The organism is Mesorhizobium sp. M4A.F.Ca.ET.020.02.1.1, assembly GCF_004022645.1.
Taxonomy (GTDB): domain Bacteria; phylum Pseudomonadota; class Alphaproteobacteria; order Rhizobiales; family Rhizobiaceae; genus Mesorhizobium.
In genome coordinates this window covers 1-19,576 of sequence record NZ_RZOI01000036.1, presented here as the reverse complement: position 1 = coordinate 19,576, position 19,576 = coordinate 1, and the positions used below count along the sequence as shown (strand labels likewise).

General features: G+C 64.2%; 23 protein-coding genes and 1 pseudogene. 11 read left to right on the top strand and 13 right to left on the bottom strand.

From position 1 onward, the window contains the following. The 4 genes from EN742_RS04770 to uvrA form a co-directional block, all read right to left on the bottom strand. The coding region (locus EN742_RS04770; protein ID WP_148670027.1) for a GGDEF domain-containing protein at positions 1-859 on the bottom strand (859 nt) is incomplete at its 3' end. 113 nt (positions 860-972) lie between these two features. Beyond that, the gene (locus tag EN742_RS04765; RefSeq protein ID WP_128332494.1) at positions 973-1,779 is read right to left on the bottom strand and encodes a DUF72 domain-containing protein; all 807 of its coding nucleotides are present in this window, start codon (positions 1,777-1,779) and stop codon (positions 973-975) included. A gap of 28 nt (positions 1,780-1,807) precedes the next feature. Beyond that, on the bottom strand, positions 1,808-2,272 hold the full coding sequence (locus tag EN742_RS04760; protein WP_127406881.1) for a GNAT family N-acetyltransferase: 465 nt from the start codon (positions 2,270-2,272) through the stop codon (positions 1,808-1,810). A gap of 34 nt (positions 2,273-2,306) precedes the next feature. Further along, positions 2,307-5,228, bottom strand: coding sequence for an excinuclease ABC subunit UvrA (uvrA, locus tag EN742_RS04755; RefSeq protein ID WP_127406880.1), 2,922 nt, complete (start codon positions 5,226-5,228; stop codon positions 2,307-2,309). 777 nt (positions 5,229-6,005) lie between these two features. Between uvrA and EN742_RS04745 the strand changes: the two genes are divergently transcribed. Then, on the top strand, positions 6,006-6,794 hold the full coding sequence (locus EN742_RS04745; RefSeq protein ID WP_126054753.1) for a PhzF family phenazine biosynthesis protein: 789 nt from the start codon (positions 6,006-6,008) through the stop codon (positions 6,792-6,794). A 62-nt stretch (positions 6,795-6,856) separates the two neighbouring features. Here EN742_RS04745 and EN742_RS04740 read toward each other — a convergent pair whose 3' ends face one another. The 5 genes from EN742_RS04740 to EN742_RS04720 all read right to left on the bottom strand — a co-directional run bounded on the left by EN742_RS04740 (position 6,857) and on the right by EN742_RS04720 (position 9,066). Continuing rightward, positions 6,857-7,141 (bottom strand): hypothetical protein, encoded by a 285-nt coding sequence (locus EN742_RS04740; RefSeq protein ID WP_126059081.1) that lies wholly within the window; start codon positions 7,139-7,141, stop codon positions 6,857-6,859. A 68-nt stretch (positions 7,142-7,209) separates the two neighbouring features. Next, on the bottom strand, positions 7,210-7,815 hold the full coding sequence (locus EN742_RS04735; protein ID WP_126054752.1) for an ATP-dependent Clp protease proteolytic subunit: 606 nt from the start codon (positions 7,813-7,815) through the stop codon (positions 7,210-7,212). Between the two features lie 24 nt (positions 7,816-7,839). After that, on the bottom strand, positions 7,840-8,322 hold the full coding sequence (locus tag EN742_RS04730) for an SRPBCC domain-containing protein (RefSeq protein ID WP_126054751.1): 483 nt from the start codon (positions 8,320-8,322) through the stop codon (positions 7,840-7,842). Next, positions 8,319-8,633: a metalloregulator ArsR/SmtB family transcription factor gene (locus EN742_RS04725; RefSeq protein ID WP_126054750.1), complete on the bottom strand. Its 315-nt coding sequence runs from the start codon at positions 8,631-8,633 to the stop codon at positions 8,319-8,321. The genes EN742_RS04730 and EN742_RS04725 overlap by 4 nt, the downstream gene beginning before the upstream one ends. Before the next feature lie 43 nt (positions 8,634-8,676). Then, positions 8,677-9,066, bottom strand: a complete 390-nt coding sequence (locus EN742_RS04720) for a cupin domain-containing protein (RefSeq protein WP_245455471.1) — start codon at positions 9,064-9,066, stop codon at positions 8,677-8,679. A 209-nt stretch (positions 9,067-9,275) separates the two neighbouring features. Between EN742_RS04720 and ssb the strand changes: the two genes are divergently transcribed. Genes ssb through EN742_RS04705 form a run of 3 tightly spaced genes read left to right on the top strand, consistent with a single transcriptional unit; the run spans position 9,276 to position 10,687 of the window. Then, complete coding sequence (gene ssb, locus EN742_RS04715; RefSeq protein ID WP_127423167.1) at positions 9,276-9,800, top strand: single-stranded DNA-binding protein; 525 nt, start codon at positions 9,276-9,278, stop codon at positions 9,798-9,800. Positions 9,801-9,832: 32 nt separating this feature from the next. Further along, a complete protein-coding gene (locus tag EN742_RS04710; protein ID WP_126054747.1) occupies positions 9,833-10,231 on the top strand; it encodes a DUF2306 domain-containing protein in 399 nt (132 codons plus the stop codon). A gap of 30 nt (positions 10,232-10,261) precedes the next feature. Beyond that, complete coding sequence (locus tag EN742_RS04705) at positions 10,262-10,687, top strand: OsmC family protein (RefSeq protein ID WP_126054746.1); 426 nt, start codon at positions 10,262-10,264, stop codon at positions 10,685-10,687. A 17-nt stretch (positions 10,688-10,704) separates the two neighbouring features. On the opposite strand, the gene EN742_RS04700 is transcribed toward EN742_RS04705, so the two are convergent. The 3 genes and pseudogenes from EN742_RS04700 to EN742_RS04690 form a co-directional block, all read right to left on the bottom strand. Continuing rightward, on the bottom strand, positions 10,705-11,334 hold the full coding sequence (locus EN742_RS04700) for a MarC family protein (RefSeq protein WP_127407398.1): 630 nt from the start codon (positions 11,332-11,334) through the stop codon (positions 10,705-10,707). Between the two features lie 94 nt (positions 11,335-11,428). After that, positions 11,429-11,806: a VOC family protein gene (locus EN742_RS04695; RefSeq protein WP_126054744.1), complete on the bottom strand. Its 378-nt coding sequence runs from the start codon at positions 11,804-11,806 to the stop codon at positions 11,429-11,431. Between the two features lie 38 nt (positions 11,807-11,844). Continuing rightward, positions 11,845-12,369, bottom strand: a pseudogene (locus EN742_RS04690) (hypothetical protein). 86 nt (positions 12,370-12,455) lie between these two features. Here EN742_RS04690 and EN742_RS04685 point away from each other — a divergent pair. Together EN742_RS04685 and gyrA are read left to right on the top strand one after the other, a co-directional pair. Next, positions 12,456-13,286: an AraC family transcriptional regulator gene (locus tag EN742_RS04685; protein ID WP_128332495.1), complete on the top strand. Its 831-nt coding sequence runs from the start codon at positions 12,456-12,458 to the stop codon at positions 13,284-13,286. Positions 13,287-13,529: 243 nt separating this feature from the next. Then, on the top strand, positions 13,530-16,316 hold the full coding sequence (gene gyrA / locus EN742_RS04680) for a DNA gyrase subunit A (RefSeq protein ID WP_126054742.1): 2,787 nt from the start codon (positions 13,530-13,532) through the stop codon (positions 16,314-16,316). Positions 16,317-16,387: 71 nt separating this feature from the next. On the opposite strand, the gene EN742_RS04675 is transcribed toward gyrA, so the two are convergent. Next, positions 16,388-16,531 (bottom strand): hypothetical protein, encoded by a 144-nt coding sequence (locus EN742_RS04675; RefSeq protein ID WP_126054741.1) that lies wholly within the window; start codon positions 16,529-16,531, stop codon positions 16,388-16,390. A gap of 191 nt (positions 16,532-16,722) precedes the next feature. Here EN742_RS04675 and coaD point away from each other — a divergent pair, with 191 nt between their 5' ends. The 5 genes from coaD to EN742_RS04650 form a co-directional block, all read left to right on the top strand. Next, entirely contained in the window at positions 16,723-17,223 is a 501-nt protein-coding gene (coaD, locus tag EN742_RS04670; protein WP_126054740.1) for a pantetheine-phosphate adenylyltransferase, read from the top strand. Between the two features lie 109 nt (positions 17,224-17,332). Continuing rightward, positions 17,333-17,827 (top strand): peptidylprolyl isomerase, encoded by a 495-nt coding sequence (locus tag EN742_RS04665; protein WP_245455680.1) that lies wholly within the window; start codon positions 17,333-17,335, stop codon positions 17,825-17,827. A 27-nt stretch (positions 17,828-17,854) separates the two neighbouring features. Beyond that, entirely contained in the window at positions 17,855-18,367 is a 513-nt protein-coding gene (locus EN742_RS04660) for a peptidylprolyl isomerase (RefSeq protein ID WP_126054738.1), read from the top strand. A 14-nt stretch (positions 18,368-18,381) separates the two neighbouring features. Then, complete coding sequence (locus EN742_RS04655) at positions 18,382-18,831, top strand: DMT family transporter (protein ID WP_127405799.1); 450 nt, start codon at positions 18,382-18,384, stop codon at positions 18,829-18,831. Beyond that, a partial coding sequence (locus EN742_RS04650) for an S-adenosylmethionine:tRNA ribosyltransferase-isomerase (RefSeq protein ID WP_128332493.1) occupies positions 18,831-19,576 on the top strand: 746 nt, incomplete at its 3' end. The genes EN742_RS04655 and EN742_RS04650, both read left to right, overlap by 1 nt.

The window sequence follows — 19,576 nt, the reverse complement described above, 5'->3', positions numbered from 1 at the left end:
GCTGAAGATTGGCCGCGAGTTCCTCGGCGAACACTTTCAGCACCGCGTCGCCGGCGGCATGGCCGAACTCGTCGTTGATCGCTTTGAAGCCGTCGAGGTCGAACACCACCACCGCCATGAAAGCGCCGACCGGCGCCTCGCCATGCAGGTCGAACAGCGCGCGCCGGTTGAGCAGGCCGGTCAGCGGGTCGGTGAGCGCATTGCGCCGGTGATGCTGCGCCAGCCGCCCCTGGTTCAGCGCCAGCGACAGCCCGCCGATGCCGGTCATCGAGGCGATGACGATGATGAGGCTGAGATCCTCGGCCCAGTTGCTCGGCGCGTGGCCGAGCACCAGCCTGCCGTCCCAGCCCAGCACCGCCGCGCACAGCACGAACGAAGCCGCGGTCAGCGAATAGAGCAGGGCGACACCCTGCAGCGGCGCAGGCGCTTCCTCCCGCCCGCGCCAGTATTCATGCGCCGTCGCGAACAGCAGCAGGCCGGCAAGGAAATTCTCCAGCATGAAGCCAAGCCCGTCATAGCCGAGCGCCATGGGCGGCAGCGCCAAAGCGAGCGAAATGCCGGCGCCCACCAGGACGCGCGGCAATGGCGAGCGCCCTGTCCTGAACTGGTGGGCGGCACCCAGCATCACCGAAAAGCCGAGCAGCAGAAGTGCCAGCGTCAGAACGCCGAGGACAGGCCCAGGGGCTTCGATATAGGCGTCATAGACGAACACCTCGCCGACGATCACCAGCACGCTGATGGCCCAGGTCAGAAGGAAACTGTCGGAGCGGGCGGTCAGCCATGTGCCGAACAACGTCATGCTGAGGCAGGCGGCGGAAAAGCCGACCGCCAGCAGCATTGAATTGTAGTCGAGCAGCATGCCCTGTCCTTGCCGGCGGCGGCGCCAGAGTCTGCTCTGGCGTCGGCTATTAGTGCCGCAAGGAAGTGTCGATACCGTTACGATATCCGCGAAGATACCGAGATTTTGCCGCGTCAGCCCGTCACGCGCTTCATCAGCGCCATGGCGCCGAACGGTGCGCGCACCTTGCCCTCGGTGATGAAATAGGCGAACACGTCGCGCGGCTTGACCGGCGCGTCGATTTTGGCATCGACGCGCGGCAGGTCGGCCGGCTGCTTGCCCTCCGCCCAGGTTTTTACGCGCGCCGCCCACTCATCCAACGCCTTCGGCGTGTAGCAGTCGGGATTGTCGTCGCTGCCGGTCTGCAGCCGCGCATAGACGAAATCGCCGGTGACGTCGGCAATCCGAGGATATTTGGCATGGTCGGCATAGACGATCGCCGCCTTGTACTTGCGGGCCAGCGCCGCGAATTCCGGCACGATGAAACTGTCGTGCCGGACTTCCAGCGCGTGGCGCAGCGCGACGCCGTCCTGCTTCTCGGGGAGCAGCTTCAAGAAGGCTTCGAAATCGTCCGCATCGAACTTCTTCGTCGGCGCGAACTGCCACAGGATCGGGCCGAGCTTGTCGCCGAGCGCGGCAACGCCGGAGCCGAGGAAACGCATCATCGACTCGCCGGCTTCGCCCAGCACACGACGGTTGGTGACGAAGCGGTTGCCCTTCAGCGAATAGACGAAACCGTCAGGCGCCTCGTTCGCCCATTTGACGAAGGTCGGCTCCTTGAAGCTGGAATAGAAGGTGCCGTTGACCTCGATGCTCGGCACCTGCCGGCTGGCGTATTGGAGCTGCTTGGTCTTGGACAGCTTGTCAGGATAGAAAGACGTGTCCCACGGCTCGAACGTCCAGCCGCCCATGCCCGAGCGGATCGTTCCTTGGCTGGCCATTGTCATCCTCCCAGTTTCAAAAAGGCTATCAGGCGGCTTGGTCGACCGGCTTGACCATGTCGACCACAATCCATCCTGGCCGGTAGGGGTGGGCCCGGCGACCCGTTTCCCGGAAACCATAGGCCGCATAGAGCGCGATGTTCCGCTCCATCCGCGAATTGGTGTAGAGCCGCACCTCCGGCAGACCCCATGACTGTGTCTGCTCGTCGGCGAAATTGAGCAGCTTGATGCCGTGACCTCTGCCTTGGAAGGTAGGGGGGACCGCGACGCTGAAGATCATCACATGGTCGGCATGGCGCTCGAGCACGATCAGCCCGGCAAGTTCAGCGCCGCTTTCCAGCAGCCAGACTTCGCCGCGCTCGATGCGCGGCCCGTAGTCTTCCGTGACCGGCATCGGCGGCGCGCCGAGCAGAGCGGTATAGGGCGCATAGGCGGCCGTGGTTAGCGCGACGACGGCGGGGAGATCAGCCGCAAGCGCCTTTCTGAATGTCATTCAAACGCTCTCCAGGCACTGGCCATTTGCGCACTTACTCAGCCGCTTCGCGCTTGCCTCCGGGGCGCCGCTCCAGCAACTCCTTGAGGAATTGGCCGGTGTAGCTGCGCTTCTCGCGCACGATCGCTTCCGGCGTGCCGGAGGCGACCAGTTCGCCGCCGCCGTCGCCGCCTTCGGGGCCGAGGTCGAGCACCCAATCGGCGGTCTTGATGACTTCAAGATTGTGCTCGATCACCACCACCGTGTTGCCCTGGTCGACCAGCTCGTGCAGCACTTCGAGCAGCTTGGCGACGTCGTGGAAGTGCAGGCCGGTGGTCGGCTCGTCGAGGATGTAGAGCGTTTTGCCGGTCGCCTTGCGCGACAGTTCCTTGGCGAGTTTTATCCGCTGCGCCTCGCCGCCGGACAGCGTCGTCGCCTGCTGGCCGATATGGATGTAGCCGAGGCCGACCTGCTTCAGCGTCTCCAGCTTGTCGCGGACGCTGGGCACCGCAGCGAAGAAGTCGACGCCTTCCTCGACCGTCATGTCGAGCACGTCGGCGATCGACTTGCCCTTGAACAGCACGTCGAGCGTCTCGCGGTTGTAGCGCTTGCCGTGGCAAACGTCGCAGGTGACGTAGACGTCGGGCAGGAAGTGCATCTCGATCTTGATGACGCCGTCGCCCTGGCAGGCCTCGCAGCGGCCACCCTTGACGTTGAACGAGAAGCGGCCCGGCTGATAGCCGCGCGCCTTGGCTTCCGGCAGGCCCGCGAACCAGTCGCGAATCGGCGTGAAGGCGCCGGTATAGGTGGCGGGGTTGCTGCGCGGGGTCCGTCCAATAGGCGACTGGTCGATGTCGATGACCTTGTCGAGGAACTCCAGCCCCTCGATGCGGTCATGCTCGGCCGGATGTTCACGCGAGCCCATAATGCGGCGCGAGGCCGCCTTGAACAGCGTCTCGATCAGGAAGGTCGACTTGCCGCCGCCCGACACGCCGGTGACCGCGGTGAAGGTGCCGAGCGGGATTTCCGCCGTCACGTTCTTCAGATTGTTGCCGCGCGCGCCGACGACCTTGATGCGCCGGTTCTTCTTCGCTTCGCGGCGCACGGCCGGCGTCGCCACTTCGAGTTCGCCGGACAAATATTTGCCGGTGATCGAGGCCGGCGTCGCCATGATCTGCTGCGGCGAGCCCTGCGCGATGATCTCGCCGCCATGGATGCCGGCGGCCGGGCCGATATCGACGACATAGTCGGCATGCAGGATGGCGTCCTCATCATGCTCGACGACGATCACCGTGTTGCCGATGTCGCGCAGGTGCTTCAGCGTGTCGAGCAGGCGTGCATTGTCGCGCTGGTGGAGGCCGATCGACGGCTCGTCCAGCACATAAAGTACGCCGGTGAGGCCCGAGCCGATCTGCGACGCGAGCCGGATGCGCTGGCTCTCGCCGCCCGACAGCGTGCCGGAATTGCGCGAAAGCGTCAGATAGTCGAGGCCGACATCGTTGAGGAAGCGCAGCCGCTCGCGGATTTCCTTGAGCACCCGCACCGCAATCTCGTTCTGCTTGTCGTTGAGCTGCGCCGGCAATTCGGTGAACCACTGGTCGGCCTTGCGGATCGACTGCTCGGTGACCTCGCCGATGTGTTTTCCCGCGATCTTCACCGCCAGCGCCTCGGGCTTCAGCCGATAACCATTGCAGGCGGGGCAGGGGGTGGCCGACATGAAGCGCTCGATCTCCTCGCGCATCCAGGCGGATTCGGTCTCCTTCCAGCGCCGATCGAGATTGGGGATGACGCCCTCGAAGGTCTTGGTCGTCTTGTAAGAGCGCAGGCCGTCATCATACTGGAAGGTGATCTCGCGCTCGCCGGTGCCGTGCAGGATCGCCTCCCGCGCCTCGGCGGAAAGATCCTTGAACTTGTCGCCGAGCTTGAAGCCATAGGCCTTGCCCAGCGCTTCCAGCGTCTGCGCGTAATAGGGCGAGGTCGACTTCGCCCACGGGCTGACTGCGCCGTCGCGCAGTGAAAGGTTCTCGTCGGGCACGACCAGATTGGCATCGATGGCGCGCTGGCTGCCGAGACCGTCGCAGGTCGGGCAGGCGCCGAACGGATTGTTGAAGGAAAACAGCCGCGGTTCGATCTCCGGAATGGTGAAACCTGACACCGGACAGGCGAATTTTTCCGAGAACAGGATGCGCTCATGCGTCTCGTTCTTCGACTTGTTGACCGAATCCTCACCGGTCAGGCTGGCGTCGAGCGGCCTGTCGGCGAATTCGGCCACCGCCAGGCCCTCGGCGAGCTTAAGCGCCGTCTCCATGGAATCGGCAAGTCGCGTCGCCAGGTCGCCGCGCACGACAATGCGGTCGACGACCACATCGATATCGTGCTTGTACTTCTTGTCCAGCGCCGGCACGTCGGCAATCTCGTAGAAGACACCGTCGACCTTGACGCGCTGAAACCCTTTCTTCTGCAGCTCCAGGAGTTCCTTGCGATACTCGCCCTTGCGGCCGCGCACGATCGGCGCCAGCAGGAACAGGCGCGTGCCTTCCTCAAGCGCCAGCACGCGGTCGACCATTTGGCTGACCGTCTGGCTTTCGATCGGCAGGCCGGTGGCCGGCGAATAGGGAACGCCGACGCGCGCGAACAGAAGCCGCATGTAGTCGTAGATCTCGGTGACGGTGCCGACCGTCGAGCGCGGGTTCTTCGAAGTTGTCTTCTGCTCGATGGAGATGGCGGGAGACAGCCCGTCGATCTGGTCGACATCCGGCTTCTGCATCATCTCCAGGAATTGGCGGGCATAGGCCGAGAGGCTCTCGACATAGCGGCGCTGGCCCTCGGCATAGATCGTGTCGAAGGCGAGCGACGACTTGCCGGAGCCTGACAGGCCGGTCATGACGATCAGGCTGTCGCGCGGCAGATCGAGATCGACATTCTTCAGATTGTGTTCGCGCGCCCCGCGAATGGAAAGGTATTTATGGTCGGCCATCGCCGGTCGCCGCCTCAGGTCTGGAATTTGCTGGAGTGGCGGGGTTTCCCGGCCATCCCCTATGTAGGTAGTTTTCCCGCCACGTCGAGAGACGCCACAACTCTCAACAGAAGCGTTTAACCGTCTTTCGCGCGGGCGGGCAAGCGGAAAGAACAAAGGCCGAACACGCTCCTGACAAAGCGGTGTGGAAATCCCGCCTCGACCTGACCTGGACGTAACCTCCCGGTGATCACATTTTCCGTTAATCGGCTTTTCAACGGTTGACGTCTCCGACTCACGGGAGCAGTGTCCGGGGGTCAACGGAGCCGGCTGTCTTTCGATGGCCTCGCCACCCAAAGGTGGCCTGCGAGACGCCGCAGGCTTTGCGATTTGCGCTTCGGACGACAATTGTCGCAACGGACCCAGGAGCGGAGCATGACGCCACCGGACAGTCCCTTGAGGCTCCACACGATGATGGAGCCACGGCGGGCATAAGTGCCAGGGCTTGGCGTGAGCGCTGCCCGACAAACCGTGACTTGCCGATTCCCAACAATCAGAGACCATAGTCGGATCGTCGGCTGAACGCCGCGGAGCATCCGAAATCAAACGCCGGCAGAACACTCCCGGCAAAAGTTGGATTTCAGATCCATGAAAGCCCCGTCAGACTGTAGAAGCAGCGGCGGGGCTTAAATTTGCGCCAGCGATGGCACTCGGTGCCGATGGCGCACCCGTCCTACGTCAACGTCGACCGATACATGGCGCGATTGGTGGGCCGTGAGTTCAATCCATCTCAATCCCATGCGTACACCCATCTTCCAGCTCGATGCCTTCGCTCACCGGCGATTTGCCGGCAATCCCGCCGCGGTCATGCCGATGGGCAGCTTCCCGGACGACGCGGTGATGCAGGCCATAGCCGCCGAAAACAATCTGGCGGAGACCGCGTTTCTCGTTCGCGAGGGGAGCGACTATCGGCTTCGATGGTTCACGCCCGTCACGGAAGTGCCGCTTTGTGGACACGCGACGCTTGCGAGCGCGGCGGTCGTGATGGAGCGGCTCGAGCCGGGTCGTCAGTCGGTCGTGTTTCATTCGAAGAGCGGGCCGCTCGTGGTTACGCGTGTGAATGCGGGCTACGTGTTGAACTTTCCGGCGCGCCCGTCGGAGAAAGCCGCGGCGGTCCCGCCGGGGTTCGCGCATGCCCTCGGCGTCGAACCTGTTGAAGTCTGGGTGAACGCGTTCAACTACATGGCGGTGCTCGACAGCGCGAGCACTGTGCGCTCACTTACGCCAGACATGGCGGCGATTGCTCGTCTGGACCGACCCGGTGTCATCGTGACGGCAGCAGGTGATGAAGCGTACGACTGCGTCAGCCGGTACTTCGCTCCAGCGAAAGGAGTTCCTGAGGATCCGGTGACCGGCGCCGCGCACTGCATGCTGGTGCCCTATTGGGCTCCGCGCCTCGGCAAGACAGAGTTGCGTGCGTATCAGGCATCGAAGCGAGGCGGGGAGATCACGTGCCGCGCGGTTGGCGAGCGTGTCGAGCTCGAAGGGCAGTGCGTGTTTTATCTCGAAGGCGAAGCGGAGATCTGATTTCAGCGGCTGGCGGCGCTCGCATTCCACGACGCGGCGGCAGCGCCGACGTTCAAAGCACCTTAATGGCTCGGCGGCCTGATCCCACCCGTCGCCATGTCGATGGTTATGCTGCCGGAAATCCTGACATCGGTATCGCCGATCTTGAACTGGCCGTTGCCGCTGGCGGGCAGCGCGTCCTCGGGCTCGGGCTGCGGGGCGGGCTTGGCGATGCGATAGTCGCTGCTCACGCCGGGCAGAGCAGCCTTCTGTGTCGAACTGTCATCGGCGAAGGCGGCGCCCGCCAACATGCTCGCGGTCGCGAGGGCGACGATGCGCAGGAGTCTGGACGAACGCTTGCTGGTCATCGCCGGACTATATTGGCGGCGCAGAAGCGATGCCAGACCGCACGCGATCACTTTGCCGCGTGCCGGCCTCATGCCGCCTTCTTGCGGGTGTCGTAGACATGGTCGACAAGACCCCAGGCCTTGGCCTCCTCGGCGGTCATGAAATAGTCGCGGTCGAGCGTGCGCTCGACCTCCTCGTAGGTGCGGCCGCAATGATGAGCATAGAGCTCGGTCATGCGCCGCTTGGTGCGCATGATGCCTTCGGCGTGACGTTGGATATCGGACGCCTGGCCCTGGAAGCCGCCGAGCGGCTGGTGCAGCACAATGCTGGCGTTGGGCAGTGCGATGCGCCGGCCAGGCGTACCGGCCATCAGCAGGAAGGACGCCATCGAGGCGGCAAAGCCCATGCACACGGTCGACACCGGGCAGGAGATGTACTGCATGGTGTCATAGATGGCGAAACCGCTGGTCACCACGCCGCCCGGCGAGTTGATGTAGAGCGATATCTCCTTGTCGGGATGGTCGGATTCCAGCGACAGAAGCTGGGCGCAGACCAGCGCCGACACACCGTCGTTGATCTCTCCGTTGATGAAGATGATGCGTTCGCGCAGCAGCCGCGAGAAGATGTCGAAGGCGCGTTCGCCGCGGCTCGAGTGTTCGATCACCATCGGCACCAGATTGGCAAGACCGCTCATTTCGTCTCTCCCTTGGTTCCTTGCTCAGGCCGCGCGCCGCAACTGCGGCGCATTCGCCGCGATCGCCCGTTTCGTGCCGCCCGCGCCAAAGGCGTGCCGGCAACCGGCACCGGCCATGGCGACGGCGGGCATGCGCGCAAAGCCCTCATGGACGATGCGCAGGTGCGTGCCGCCGGAAACCGTCGGGTCGAGCGTGAAGGTGACGATGCTGTCCAATCGGCCGTCGAGCGGCACTTGCCGTCCGCCATTGCCTTTGCTTGGCCGCTCGCGCCAGGAATAGCGCAGCAGCCTGCCGGGCTCGGCTTCGAGGATTTCGCACTCGATCGGCGCCTCTGGCCCGTCAAAGGCGAAACGGCTGCCCACTTCGGGAGTGATGTCGTTCGGCATCATCCAGGCCGCCAGCAATTCCGCTTCGGTCAGCGCGCGCCAGACTTTTTCAGGCGGATCGGTAAGCTCGCATTCGAAGTTGAGCGACGCATCGGCAGGAGGACGTTCGGTTGCCGTCATTGGTCCATTCCCTTCAAAACTGTCTTCAGTTTCTCGATGCGTTCCGGCCAGAACGCGCGGTAGCGCTCGATCCAACCGAGCAGCGGCTCAAGCCCTTCCGGCGCTGCGCGGTAATAGGCATTGCGGCCGGCGCGCCGCTCGACCACCAGGCCTGCGCCGCGCAGCACCGCCAGATGCTGCGACACCGCCGGCTGCGACACCGTCATGCCGATGCGCAGCTCCGACACGGTCATCTCGCTGGCGACCAGCCGCTCGTAGACGGCGCGCCGTGTCGGGTCGGCCAGCGCGCGGAAAATCTCTGCCTCAATCATGGCAGAAGCATAAGTCGATACTTATTGATTTGGCAAGCGCTGTTTACGAACCTTGCGGAAGCCAGCGCCTCACCAGCCCGGCCGCTCCATCGAAGGTGGCCTCGAAGATCGGCGACGCCAACACCGCGTGGATGTGAAGCGGTTCGTCGCCGACGTTGCGGAAGCCATGTTTCCTGTGCGCGGGGACGATGAGAGACTGGCCTGACGTCAGGACGCTGTGCTGGTCATCGATCCACACCTCGGCCATCCCGGCGACGACCGTGAGCACCTCCTCGACCGAATGCCAATGGGTCGGGGCGCCGACCGTGGGCTCGACCCATTGTTCGAATATGCAGAGTTGCGCCGCGCCGTTGCTGGCCGATACCAGCATGCGTGTCTCGACGCCCGCCCGCCATTGCTCGCGCTGCTGGTCCCCATGTGCGATCGACTTCACCTGGCACCCCATCCGTTCCCGATCACGTGGAAATTCCGGGCCGGAACACTACATGCTGCTGACAACCATTGACAGCGCATCGCCCACATCATAGAACGAAAAGAGAACAAAAACCTTGTGGGAAAAGCCAGTCACGACGGGCGGCGATTGCCCGCAAGCTGTAAGGTGCGGCGTCAAAAATTTGTTTCGGATGAGCGCGGAGAAGTACGATGGCGGGTAGCATCAACAAGGTCATTCTGGTCGGCAATCTCGGGGCGGACCCGGAAATCCGCCGCCTGAACTCGGGTGAGCCGGTCGTCAACATCCGCATCGCCACCTCGGAAAGCTGGCGCGACAAGAATTCCGGCGAGCGCAAGGAAAAGACCGAGTGGCACAACGTCGTCATCTTCAACGACCAGATCGCCAAGGTGGCCGAGCAGTATCTGAAGAAGGGCATGAAGGTCTATGTCGAGGGCCAGTTGCAGACGCGCAAATGGCAGGACCAGACCGGCAATGACCGCTACACGACCGAGGTCGTGCTGCAGAAATTCCGTGGTGAGTTGCAGATGCTCGACGCGCGCGGCGAGGGCGGCGGTCAGGTCGGCAGCTATGCCGGTGGCGGCAACAGCAGCCGCGGCTCGGATTTCGGCCAGTCCGGCACGAACGACAGCTTCAGCCGCGGCGGCGGCGGTGGCGGCTCCAGGGGTGGCGGCGGCGGTGCGTCGCGCGAACTCGACGACGAGATCCCGTTCTGAGCGCCCCACGTAACCGGCATTGAGGAGGGGAGATGTCGCTCGGACCATTGCTATCCGCGCCCCCTCCCATTCCGTGGCATGCATTCGCGGCCCTTGCCGCCCTGGCGATTGGCGGCGCGCAGCTGGCGCTTCCGCAAGGCACGCCGAGCCACCGCGTGATGGGCTATGCCTGGGCGGCGCTGATGCTTGTCATCGCCGTCTCGAGTTTCTGGATCCAGCAGATCCGCCTGATCGGCCCGTTCAGTCCGATCCATCTGCTGTCGATCCTGGTGCTGGTCACCGCGCCGCTGGCGGTGTGGTATGCGCACACCCATCGCGTCGCCGCGCATCGCGGCGCCATGATCAAGCTCTATGTCTTCGCCTTGATCGGCGCCGGCATCTTCACGCTGCTGCCTGGCCGGATCATGCATACGGTCGTGTTCGGTCAATAGGCTGGCCAAGGCCTCGCAAGGAAAAATGCCGTGAAAGCACGCGTCAAATGGGTCGAGGAACGCACCTTCGTCGGTGAGTCCGGCAGCGGCCACAAGGTTGTCCTCGGAACAGCGTCCGGCCCGGAGGGCAAAACGCCGGGGCCGAGCCCGATGGAGCTCGTGCTGATCGGCACCGGCGGCTGTTCGGCCTACGACGTCGTCCACATCCTCGAAAAAGGCCGCGAGGCGATCGAGGATTGCGTCGTCGAGCTCGACGCCGACCGGGCAGAGAAGGAGCCCAGGGTCTTCACCCGCATCCACATGCATTTCATCGTCAAGGGCCGCGGGCTCTCGCATGAAAAGGTGAAGCGCGCGATCGACCTCTCGATCGAAAAGTACTGCTCGGCGACCGCGATGATGGCCAAGACGGCGACGGTCACGCATGATTTCGAGGTCGTCGATACCGCCGCGAAATAAGGCAGCAGGGGTCCCGCTTAGGCAGCCATTAGTGCCCTGACGCCGTCCGCAACGAACTGTACGGCGAGCGCCGCCAGGATGACGCCGAGCAGCCGCGTCAGGATCGAGCGGCCGGTCTGGCCGAGGATGCGGTCGATGCGCTCCGCCAGCACGAACACCAGATAGGTGATGGCGAGGCAGACGAAGATGATGCCAACCAGCGCCGCCTGCGCCGCGAAACCGTCGAAGTGTCCCGACAGCAGCACCGTCGCCGAAATCGCGCCCGGGCCGGCGATCAGCGGGATCGCCAGCGGGAAGGCGGCGATATTGTGGATCATGTCCTTGGTGATGGCGACGTCGCCGATCTTCTCCTTGCGGTCCTGCCGGCGCTCGAACACCATTTCGAAGGCGATGAAGAAGAGCAGGAAACCGCCGGCGACGCGGAAGGCCGGCAGCGTGATGCCGAACACCGACAGGATCGAGGCGCCGGCAACCGCGAACAGCGCCATCACCAGGAAGCCGATCACCGAGGCCCGCACCGAAACTTGCTGGCGCTCCTCGCGGTTCATGCCGCGCGTCACAGCGAGGAAAAGCGGCGCCAGCCCGGGCGGGTCGATGGTCACCAGTATGGTGACGAAGGCATTGAACAGGCTGTCGAAGCTCGGCATCGCTGGTCCCCTCCCGCCGGGCGAAGCCCAAGCTCGTCAATTGGTAGAGCAAAGCGGGAGCGGTGGGAACAGGAAGGGAGGGGATTTCAGCCGGCTATTCAGCTTTGCCGCAGTAAGCCTCGAGCCGGTACCCGTCAGGGTCTATGACGAAGGCGGCATAGTAGTTTTCACCATAAGCGGCGCGCAAGCCAGGCGGGCCATTGTCCCTGCCGCCCTCACGCAACGCGGCCGCGTGGAAGGCATCGACGCTCTTTCGCGTCGGCGCGGCGAAGCAGAAATGCAGGCCGGACTCCGTGTCCGCCGGCACCGGCCGCGCGGCTTCATTCACCCAGAGCGCCACTGCATTGGCGCCATAGCCGAGCGAGCCGGGCGACTGGCTGAGGCAGCCATAGCCAAGTGGTTGCAGCAAGGCATCGTAGAAGCGCTTCGAGACAGTTGTGTCGCCAACGCCGAGCGAGATGTGGTCAAGCATCGTTTTCTCCGTTTTTTCATTAGGGTAGCCGATCAGCCTCAAGTCGTGCGGCGGGCGAGGAATTCGACCTCGAGCCGCCAGGTGGCGCCGCCGTCATGCGAGCGCTCGCCGAGCTAACGGAACGAATTCTCGGTGATGCGCGAAAAGCTCCAACGCACCGACGCGCCGGAGCCATCGGCGCCGACCTGCACGATCGTCTCGCCCTCGGCGCGGCCGAGCTGCCGGCTGTAGTATTGGTTGCGCGGATCGCTCCAGAAGATGTGCCAGGCATCGACCCCGGGATCGTAGACGCGCAGGGTCGTACCGTAGAACGTCCACGCGCCGAGAGATGTCTGTACACCAGTATTGCGCGCGGGCAGGATCCACACGTCCTGGATCGCCTTGCCCTCCAGAACCCAGCCGAAATGCACCTCGCCACGCCCGGTAAGAACCGTGCCGTCCTCGAGATGGCGGGTGGCGTCGAATGTCCAGGCGCCGACGAAGCGCCCATAGAGCGCCAGCTTTTCGGCTAGGCCGGGGTTGGGCTCGCCGCTGTGCAGGGCCTCAGCGAAGGAACCGATCATGACTACTGCCTCGTTTGTCAGGAGAGCACGACCAATAGAGGCAGGAAAGGGTTCTGCGCTTGGGGAAAATTGCTAACTTTCGGGCGATGACGACGCGTGAGAAGAAAATCGTCTCGGGCCGGGGCTGGCAGGTGTCGGACGTCGTGTGCACCGCCGGCGTCGGCGACAGCCCGTTCGAGGAAGAGCATCGCGGCTTTTGCGTTGCCGCGGTAACCCAGGGCACGTTCCGCTACCGGACACGCGAGGGCACGGCGATGCTTGCGCCCGGCGCGATCCTGCTCGGCAATCCCGGCGCCTGCTATGAGTGCGGGCATGAGCACGGCGCCGGCGACCGCTGCCTCTCCTTCCATTTTTCGCCGACCTATATGGAGCGCATTGTCGCCGACGTGCCCGGCGCCATGCGGCTTGGCTTCGCCGCGCCGCGCCTGCCGCCGTTGCCGGCGCTTGCGCCGCTGCTGGCGGAAGCGGAAGCCGCGCGGGAAACCGGCGACGCCGACGCATTCGAGGAACTCGGCCTGCGCATTGCCGGCGCGGTGGTCAGGACGAGCTCGGATGCCGTTTATGCCGCCCGCGCGCCGAGCCGTCGCGACCAGAAACGGGTCGCCGAGGCGGTGCGGCTGATCGAACTCGAAGCAGACCGCCCGCTGTCGCTCGCCGACCTCGCCAGCAGCGCGGCGACGAGCCCCTATCATTTCCTGCGCAGCTTCCGGCAAGTCGCCGGGATGACGCCTTACCAGTTCCTGCTCAAAACCAGGCTGCACAAGGCCGCCGTGCGACTGCGCACCTCCGACACGGCGATCTCGACGATCGCCTTCAACGCCGGTTTCAGCGACCTGTCGACCTTCAACCGCCGCTTCAGGCGCGAGATGGGAGAAGCGCCTGGCGCCTACCGCGCGCGCCGGACTGGCGGCTACTGAGGGCGCCCGTAACGCGGCCACCGGGGCCGGTTCAGCGTACTTGCGGTCGCTCTCGGTGACGGCGATCGGCGACGAACCAGCCCCGGCGGCGGCGAAACCCACCGTGGCCATATCGTCGCAATCAGCGGTATCCTTTTGAAATTGCCGCCAAAATTGTCTCTGGAAAAGCGCCACGAAGATTGGAGTTTCGGCGCCGCTTCCTATATAAGCAGCGAGTGATTCCCGACTGGATTGTGACCTGATTTGACCGACCAGAAGACACCGCGCGGCGCCGACGGCGGCCCGACCGGCATCGAGCCGATTTCGATCATCGAGGAGATGCAGCGCTCCTATCTTGATTACGCCATGAGCGTGATCGTCAGCCGCGCGCTGCCCGACGTGCGCGACGGTCTGAAGCCGGTGCATCGCCGCATCCTCTACGCTTCGCATGAGAGCGGCTACCACTGGAACCGCAAGTATGTGAAATCGGCGCGCCCGGTCGCCGACGTGATGGGTAAGTACCATCCGCATGGCGACGCCTCTATCTATGACGCCCTGGTGCGCATGGCGCAGGACTGGTCGCTGCGCGTGCCGCTGATCGACGGGCAGGGCAATTTCGGCTCGATCGACGGCGATCCGCCGGCGGCGATGCGCTACACCGAGTCGCGGCTGACCAAGGTCGCGCATGAATTGCTGGAGGACATCGACAAGGAAACCGTCGACTTCCAGGACACCTACGACGCGTCGGGCAGCGAGCCGAAGGTTCTGCCGGCCCGCTTCCCGAACCTTCTGGTCAACGGCTCCGGCGGCATCGCCGTCGGCATGGCCACCAACATCCCGCCGCACAATCTCGGCGAAGTCTGCAACGGCGCCATCGCCCTCATCGACAACCCTGCAATCGACCTGCCGACACTGATGGAGATCGTGCCCGGTCCGGATTTTCCGACCGGCGGCATCGTGCTTGGCCGTTCAGGCATCTACAGCGCCTATTCGACCGGCCGTGGCTCCATCGTCATGCGCGGCCGCGTCAATATCGAGGCGCGCGGCAACGACCGTGAATCGATCGTCATCACCGAGATTCCCTATCAGGTGAACAAGGCCTCGATGATCGAGAAGATGGCCGAGCTGGTGCGCGACAAGCGCATCGAGGGCATTTCCGACATTCGCGACGAGAGCGACCGCCAGGGCTACCGCGTCGTCGTCGAACTGAAGCGCGACGCCGTCGCTGATGTCATCCTCAACCAGCTCTACCGCTTCACCCCGCTGCAGACCTCCTTCGGCGCGAACATGGTGGCGCTGAACGGCGGCAAGCCGGAAGTGATGACGCTGATCGACATGCTGAAGGCGTTCGTCGGTTTCCGCGAGGAGGTGATCAGCCGCCGCACCAAGTACCTTTTGCGTAAGGCGCGCGAACGCGCGCACGTCCTGGTCGGTCTCGCCATCGCCGTTGCCAACATCGACGAGGTGATCAAGCTGATCCGCACCGCGCCCGATCCGCAGACGGCGCGCGAGCAGTTGATGGAACGGCGCTGGCCGGCCCACGACGTCGCGTCGCTGATCAAGCTAATCGACGACCCGCGCCACCGCATCAACGAGGACGGCACCTATAATCTGTCGGAAGAGCAGGCCCGCGCCATTCTCGAGTTGCGCCTGCAGCGCCTGACTGCGCTCGGCCGTGACGAGATCGCCGACGAGTTGAACAAGATCGGCGCCGAGATCGTTGATTATCTTGACATTTTGTCGTCCCGCGCGCGCATCCAGCAGATCGTCAAGGACGAGCTGATCGCGGTCCGCGACGAGTTCGGCACGCCGCGCCGCACCGAACTCTCCGACGGCGGCGCGGACATGGAAGACGAGGACCTGATCCAGCGCGAGGACATGGTCGTCACCGTCAGCCATTCCGGTTACATAAAGCGCGTGCCGCTCTCGCTCTACCGGGCGCAGCGCCGCGGCGGCAAGGGCCGCTCCGGCATGTCGACCAAGGAAGAGGATTTCGTCACTCGCCTGTTCGTCGCAAACACGCACACGCCGGTGCTGTTCTTCTCCTCGCGCGGCATCGTCTACAAGGAGAAGGTGTGGCGACTGCCTATCGGCAACCCGCAGTCGCGCGGCAAGGCGCTGATCAACATGCTGCCGCTGGAGCAGGGCGAGCGCATCACCACCATCATGCCGCTGCCCGAGGACGAGGCAAGCTGGGGTGAGCTCGACGTGATGTTCGCCACCACGCGCGGCACCGTGCGCAGGAACAAGCTGTCCGACTTCGTCCAGGTCAACCGCAACGGCAAGATCGCCATGAAGCTGGAGGAGGAAGGCGACGAGATCCTCGGCGTCGAGACCTGCACCGACAATGACGACGTGCTTCTGACGGCGAATTCGGGCCAGTGCATCCGCTTCCCGGTCAGCGACGTGCGCGTCTTCCAGAGCCGCAACTCGGTCGGCGTGCGCGGCATCGCCATGGCCGAGACCGACCGGGTCATCTCCATGTCGGTGATCGAAAACGTCGACGCTTCGCCCGCCGAGCGCGCCGCCTACCTGAAGCGGGCGGCCGCGGAGCGGCGGCTTGCCGCCGGTGTTGCCGGTGAAGAGGAAGAGATCGCGCTGACCAATGAGGAGATCGGCGAGGAGGCGGAGCTTTCCGACGAACGCTACGAATTCCTCAAGGAGCATGAGCGCCTCGTGCTGACGGTGACGGAATATGGCTACGGCAAGCGATCTTCGTCCTACGACTTTCGACTGACCGGGCGCGGCGGCAAGGGCATCCGCGCCACCGACGTGTCGAAGACGGCCGAGATCGGTCGTCTCGTGGCGACCTTCCCCGTTGGCAATGACGACCAGATCATGCTGGTGTCGGACGGCGGCACGGTCATCCGCGTCCCCGTCAACGGCATCCGTTTCGCCAGCCGCGCCACCAAGGGCGTGACCATCTTCAACACGGCCGAAGGCGAGAAGGTCGTTTCGGTGGAGCGGATTTCGGAACCGCAATCGGATGAGGAAGAGAGCGTCGAAGGCGAGGCCGATGCCACGGACGATGCTCCGGATATTGCCGAATAAGCTTAAAACAGCAACGCCGGCCAGACGGCCGGCGCAATCGGGACTGTTCGCGCAATCAAGCGGGGCGCAATTCAGTAGTGGCGATAGGGTTTGCGGACTTCGAAGCGCCGCGTGTTCGTCTTGGCGCGAACGCGCACGGCTTCCTGATGCAGACCGAATGCGGTGGCGATCAGCATGGCGACTGTCATTGCGGTGGCTAGCATGTAGATCAGCATGTGCGTGTTCTCCTGCGCCTAATAACGGATAGATGGGACTTTGGTTTCATCTCCTGAAGCGGCAACCTAGTGAACGCTGCGTGAAACGTTCCTGATCGTCGCATTCATCTGTCGTTCAGTCTGCGAAAAGGTTCACGGATGCCGCATCAATCGGATTTGCCTTCCGTCCGCGCGCCCGCTAGAAGCCTGCCATGACCGAACGCATCGCCCTTTACGCAGGCTCCTTCGACCCGCTGACCAACGGCCATCTCGACGTGCTGAAGGCTTCGCTCGCCGTGGCCGACATCGTCTATGCGGCGATCGGCATCCACCCCGGCAAGAAGCCGCTGTTTTCATTCGAGGAACGGGTGAAGCTGATCGAAGCGGCGACCAAGGCCGAGTTCGGTCGCGACGGCGCCCGCATAAAGGTCGTGGCGTTCGATGGCCTGGTCATCGACGCGGCGAGGAGAGAGGGCGCCTCGATCATGATACGCGGCCTGCGCGATGGCACCGATCTCGACTACGAGATGCAGATGGCCGGCATGAATGAGACCATGGCGCCGGAACTGCAGACGGTTTTTCTGCCCGCCAGCCCGTCGGTCAGAACCATTACCGCCACACTTGTCCGCCAGATAGCCTCGATGGGAGGCGACATCCGCCCCTTCGTGCCGGCGGCCGTCGCCGGCGCGCTCACCGCCAAATTCGCGAAATAAAACTCCGGAGACTTCCATGCAGCTGAAGAAGCTCGCTTCGTTCCTCGTCGTGCTGGCCGGCCTCGTGGCGGCATCCTTCCCGGCCTTCGCCGCCGACAAGGAAAACACTATGATCATCACGCTGAAGGACGGCGACGTGACCGTCGCGCTGCGCCCCGATCTGGCGCCCAAGCACGTCGCGCAGATCAAGAAGCTGGTGCGCGAGGGCGCCTATGACAATGTCGCCTTCCACCGCGTCATCGACGGCTTCATGGCGCAGACCGGCGACGTCAAGTTCGGCAACATGAAGAAGGGCTTCAACCCCGAGGCCGTCGGCACCGGCGGCTCCGACCTGCCTGACTTGCCGGCCGAGTTCTCGCAAACCGAGCACTACAAGCGCGGCGTGGTCGGCATGGCCCGTTCGCAGGATCCGAATTCCGCGAATTCGCAGTTCTTCATCATGTTCGCGCCGGCGTCGTCACTCGATGGCCAGTACACCATCGTCGGCAATGTCGTCAGCGGCATGGAGCTGGTCGACAACATCAAGAAGGGCGACGAGGCGGACAACGGCACGGTCGCAGACCCCGACCGCATGGTCAAAGTGCGTATCGCCGCCGACAAATAAATCTGTTTTCTCAAAAGGATATCTGACATGGCTGAGATCAAGGACCGCGAAAACGCGCTCATCATGGAAACAACCAAGGGCAACGTCGTCATCGAAATGTTCCCCGACCTGGCGCCCGGCCATGTCGCCCGCATCAAAGAGCTCGCGCGCGAAGGCGCCTATGACGGCGTCGTCTTCCACCGCGTCATCGACGGCTTCATGGCGCAGACCGGCGATGTCAAGTTCGGCAATTCGAGCAAGGCCTCCTTCGCGCCTTCCCGCGCGGGCATGGGCGGCTCGGACAAGCCCGACCTGAAGGCCGAGTTCTCCAACGCCAACCACGGTCGCGGCACCTGCTCGATGGCGCGCGCCCAGAACCCGAATTCGGCCAACTCGCAGTTCTTCATCTGCTTCGACGATGCCGCCTTCCTCAACCGCCAGTACACGGTCTGGGGCCAGGTGATCGAAGGCATGGAAAATGTCGACAAGATCAAGCGCGGCGAGCCGGTGCAGGATCCCGACAAGATCGTGTCGCTCAAGGTCGCGGCCGACGTCAAGTAAGGTGTGAAACCACGATGATGGGCGCCGTCTGGTCCCTGCTTGGCATCCTGTCCGGCGCCTTTATCGCCGTTCAGGCGCCCATCAATTCGCAGCTGGCGCGCGGCCTGGGCCTCCCGGTCGCCGCGGCTGCGTTCTCGTTCCTGTCGGGCGCGGTCGTGCTCGGCATCATCGCTCTCGTGGTGGTGAAGCTGCAGGGCATTTCGCTAGACTGGAAAGCGCCCGCGCCATGGCTGTTCATCGCCGGCGGCATGCTCGGCGGCTTCTACGTCACGCTCTCGACGATTTTGACGCCACGTATCGGCGCCGCCGCGCTGATGGCGTTCCTGGTCGCAGGCCAACTGCTGGCCGGCATGCTCATCGACCGCGCCGGCTTCCTGGGCGTGGCGGTGCACGAGATCTCGCTCGGCCGCATTGCCGGCGCCGCGTTGCTGCTCGCCGGAGCGCTGCTCATCCGGCTCTATTGATGCGCGTCGACCTCTTCGATTTCGACCTGCCGGAAGACCGCATTGCATTGCGTCCGGCCGAGCCGCGCGACAGCGCCAGGATGCTGGTCGTCAGACCGGGCGGCGCGGGGCTGGCCGACCGCGCGGTGAGCGACCTGCCGTCGCTGCTCAAGGAAGGCGACGTCCTCGTCTTCAACGACACCAAGGTCATTCCAGCGCAGCTCAAGGGCATCCGCAAGCGCGGCGAGGCACAGGCGCAGGTCGAGGCAACGCTGCACATGCGGGTGGCGCCCGACCGCTGGCAGGCCTTCATGCGGCCAGGCAAGCGCATCGCCGCGGGCGATCGCATCCATTTCGGCCATGACACCAATTCCTGCTTTCTCGGCCGGCTCGACGCCACGGTGATCGAGAAGGGCGAGGCGGGCGAGGTGCTGCTTGGCTTCGATCTGTCCGGTCCGTTTCTCGACGAGGCGCTGCATGCGGTCGGCCACATCCCGCTGCCGCCATACATCGCCTCCAAGCGCGATGACGACGAGCGCGACCGCAGGGACTACCAGACCATCTATGCCAGGGAGGAGGGCGCCGTCGCCGCGCCCACCGCCGGGCTGCATTTCACGCCAGAGCTGTTCTCCGCATTGGACGCGAAAGGGATCGAGCGCCGCTTCGTCACCCTGCATGTCGGCGCAGGCACCTTCCTGCCGGTCAAGGCGGACGACACCGCCGACCACAAGATGCATGCCGAAACCGGCTCGGTCAGCGCCGAGAC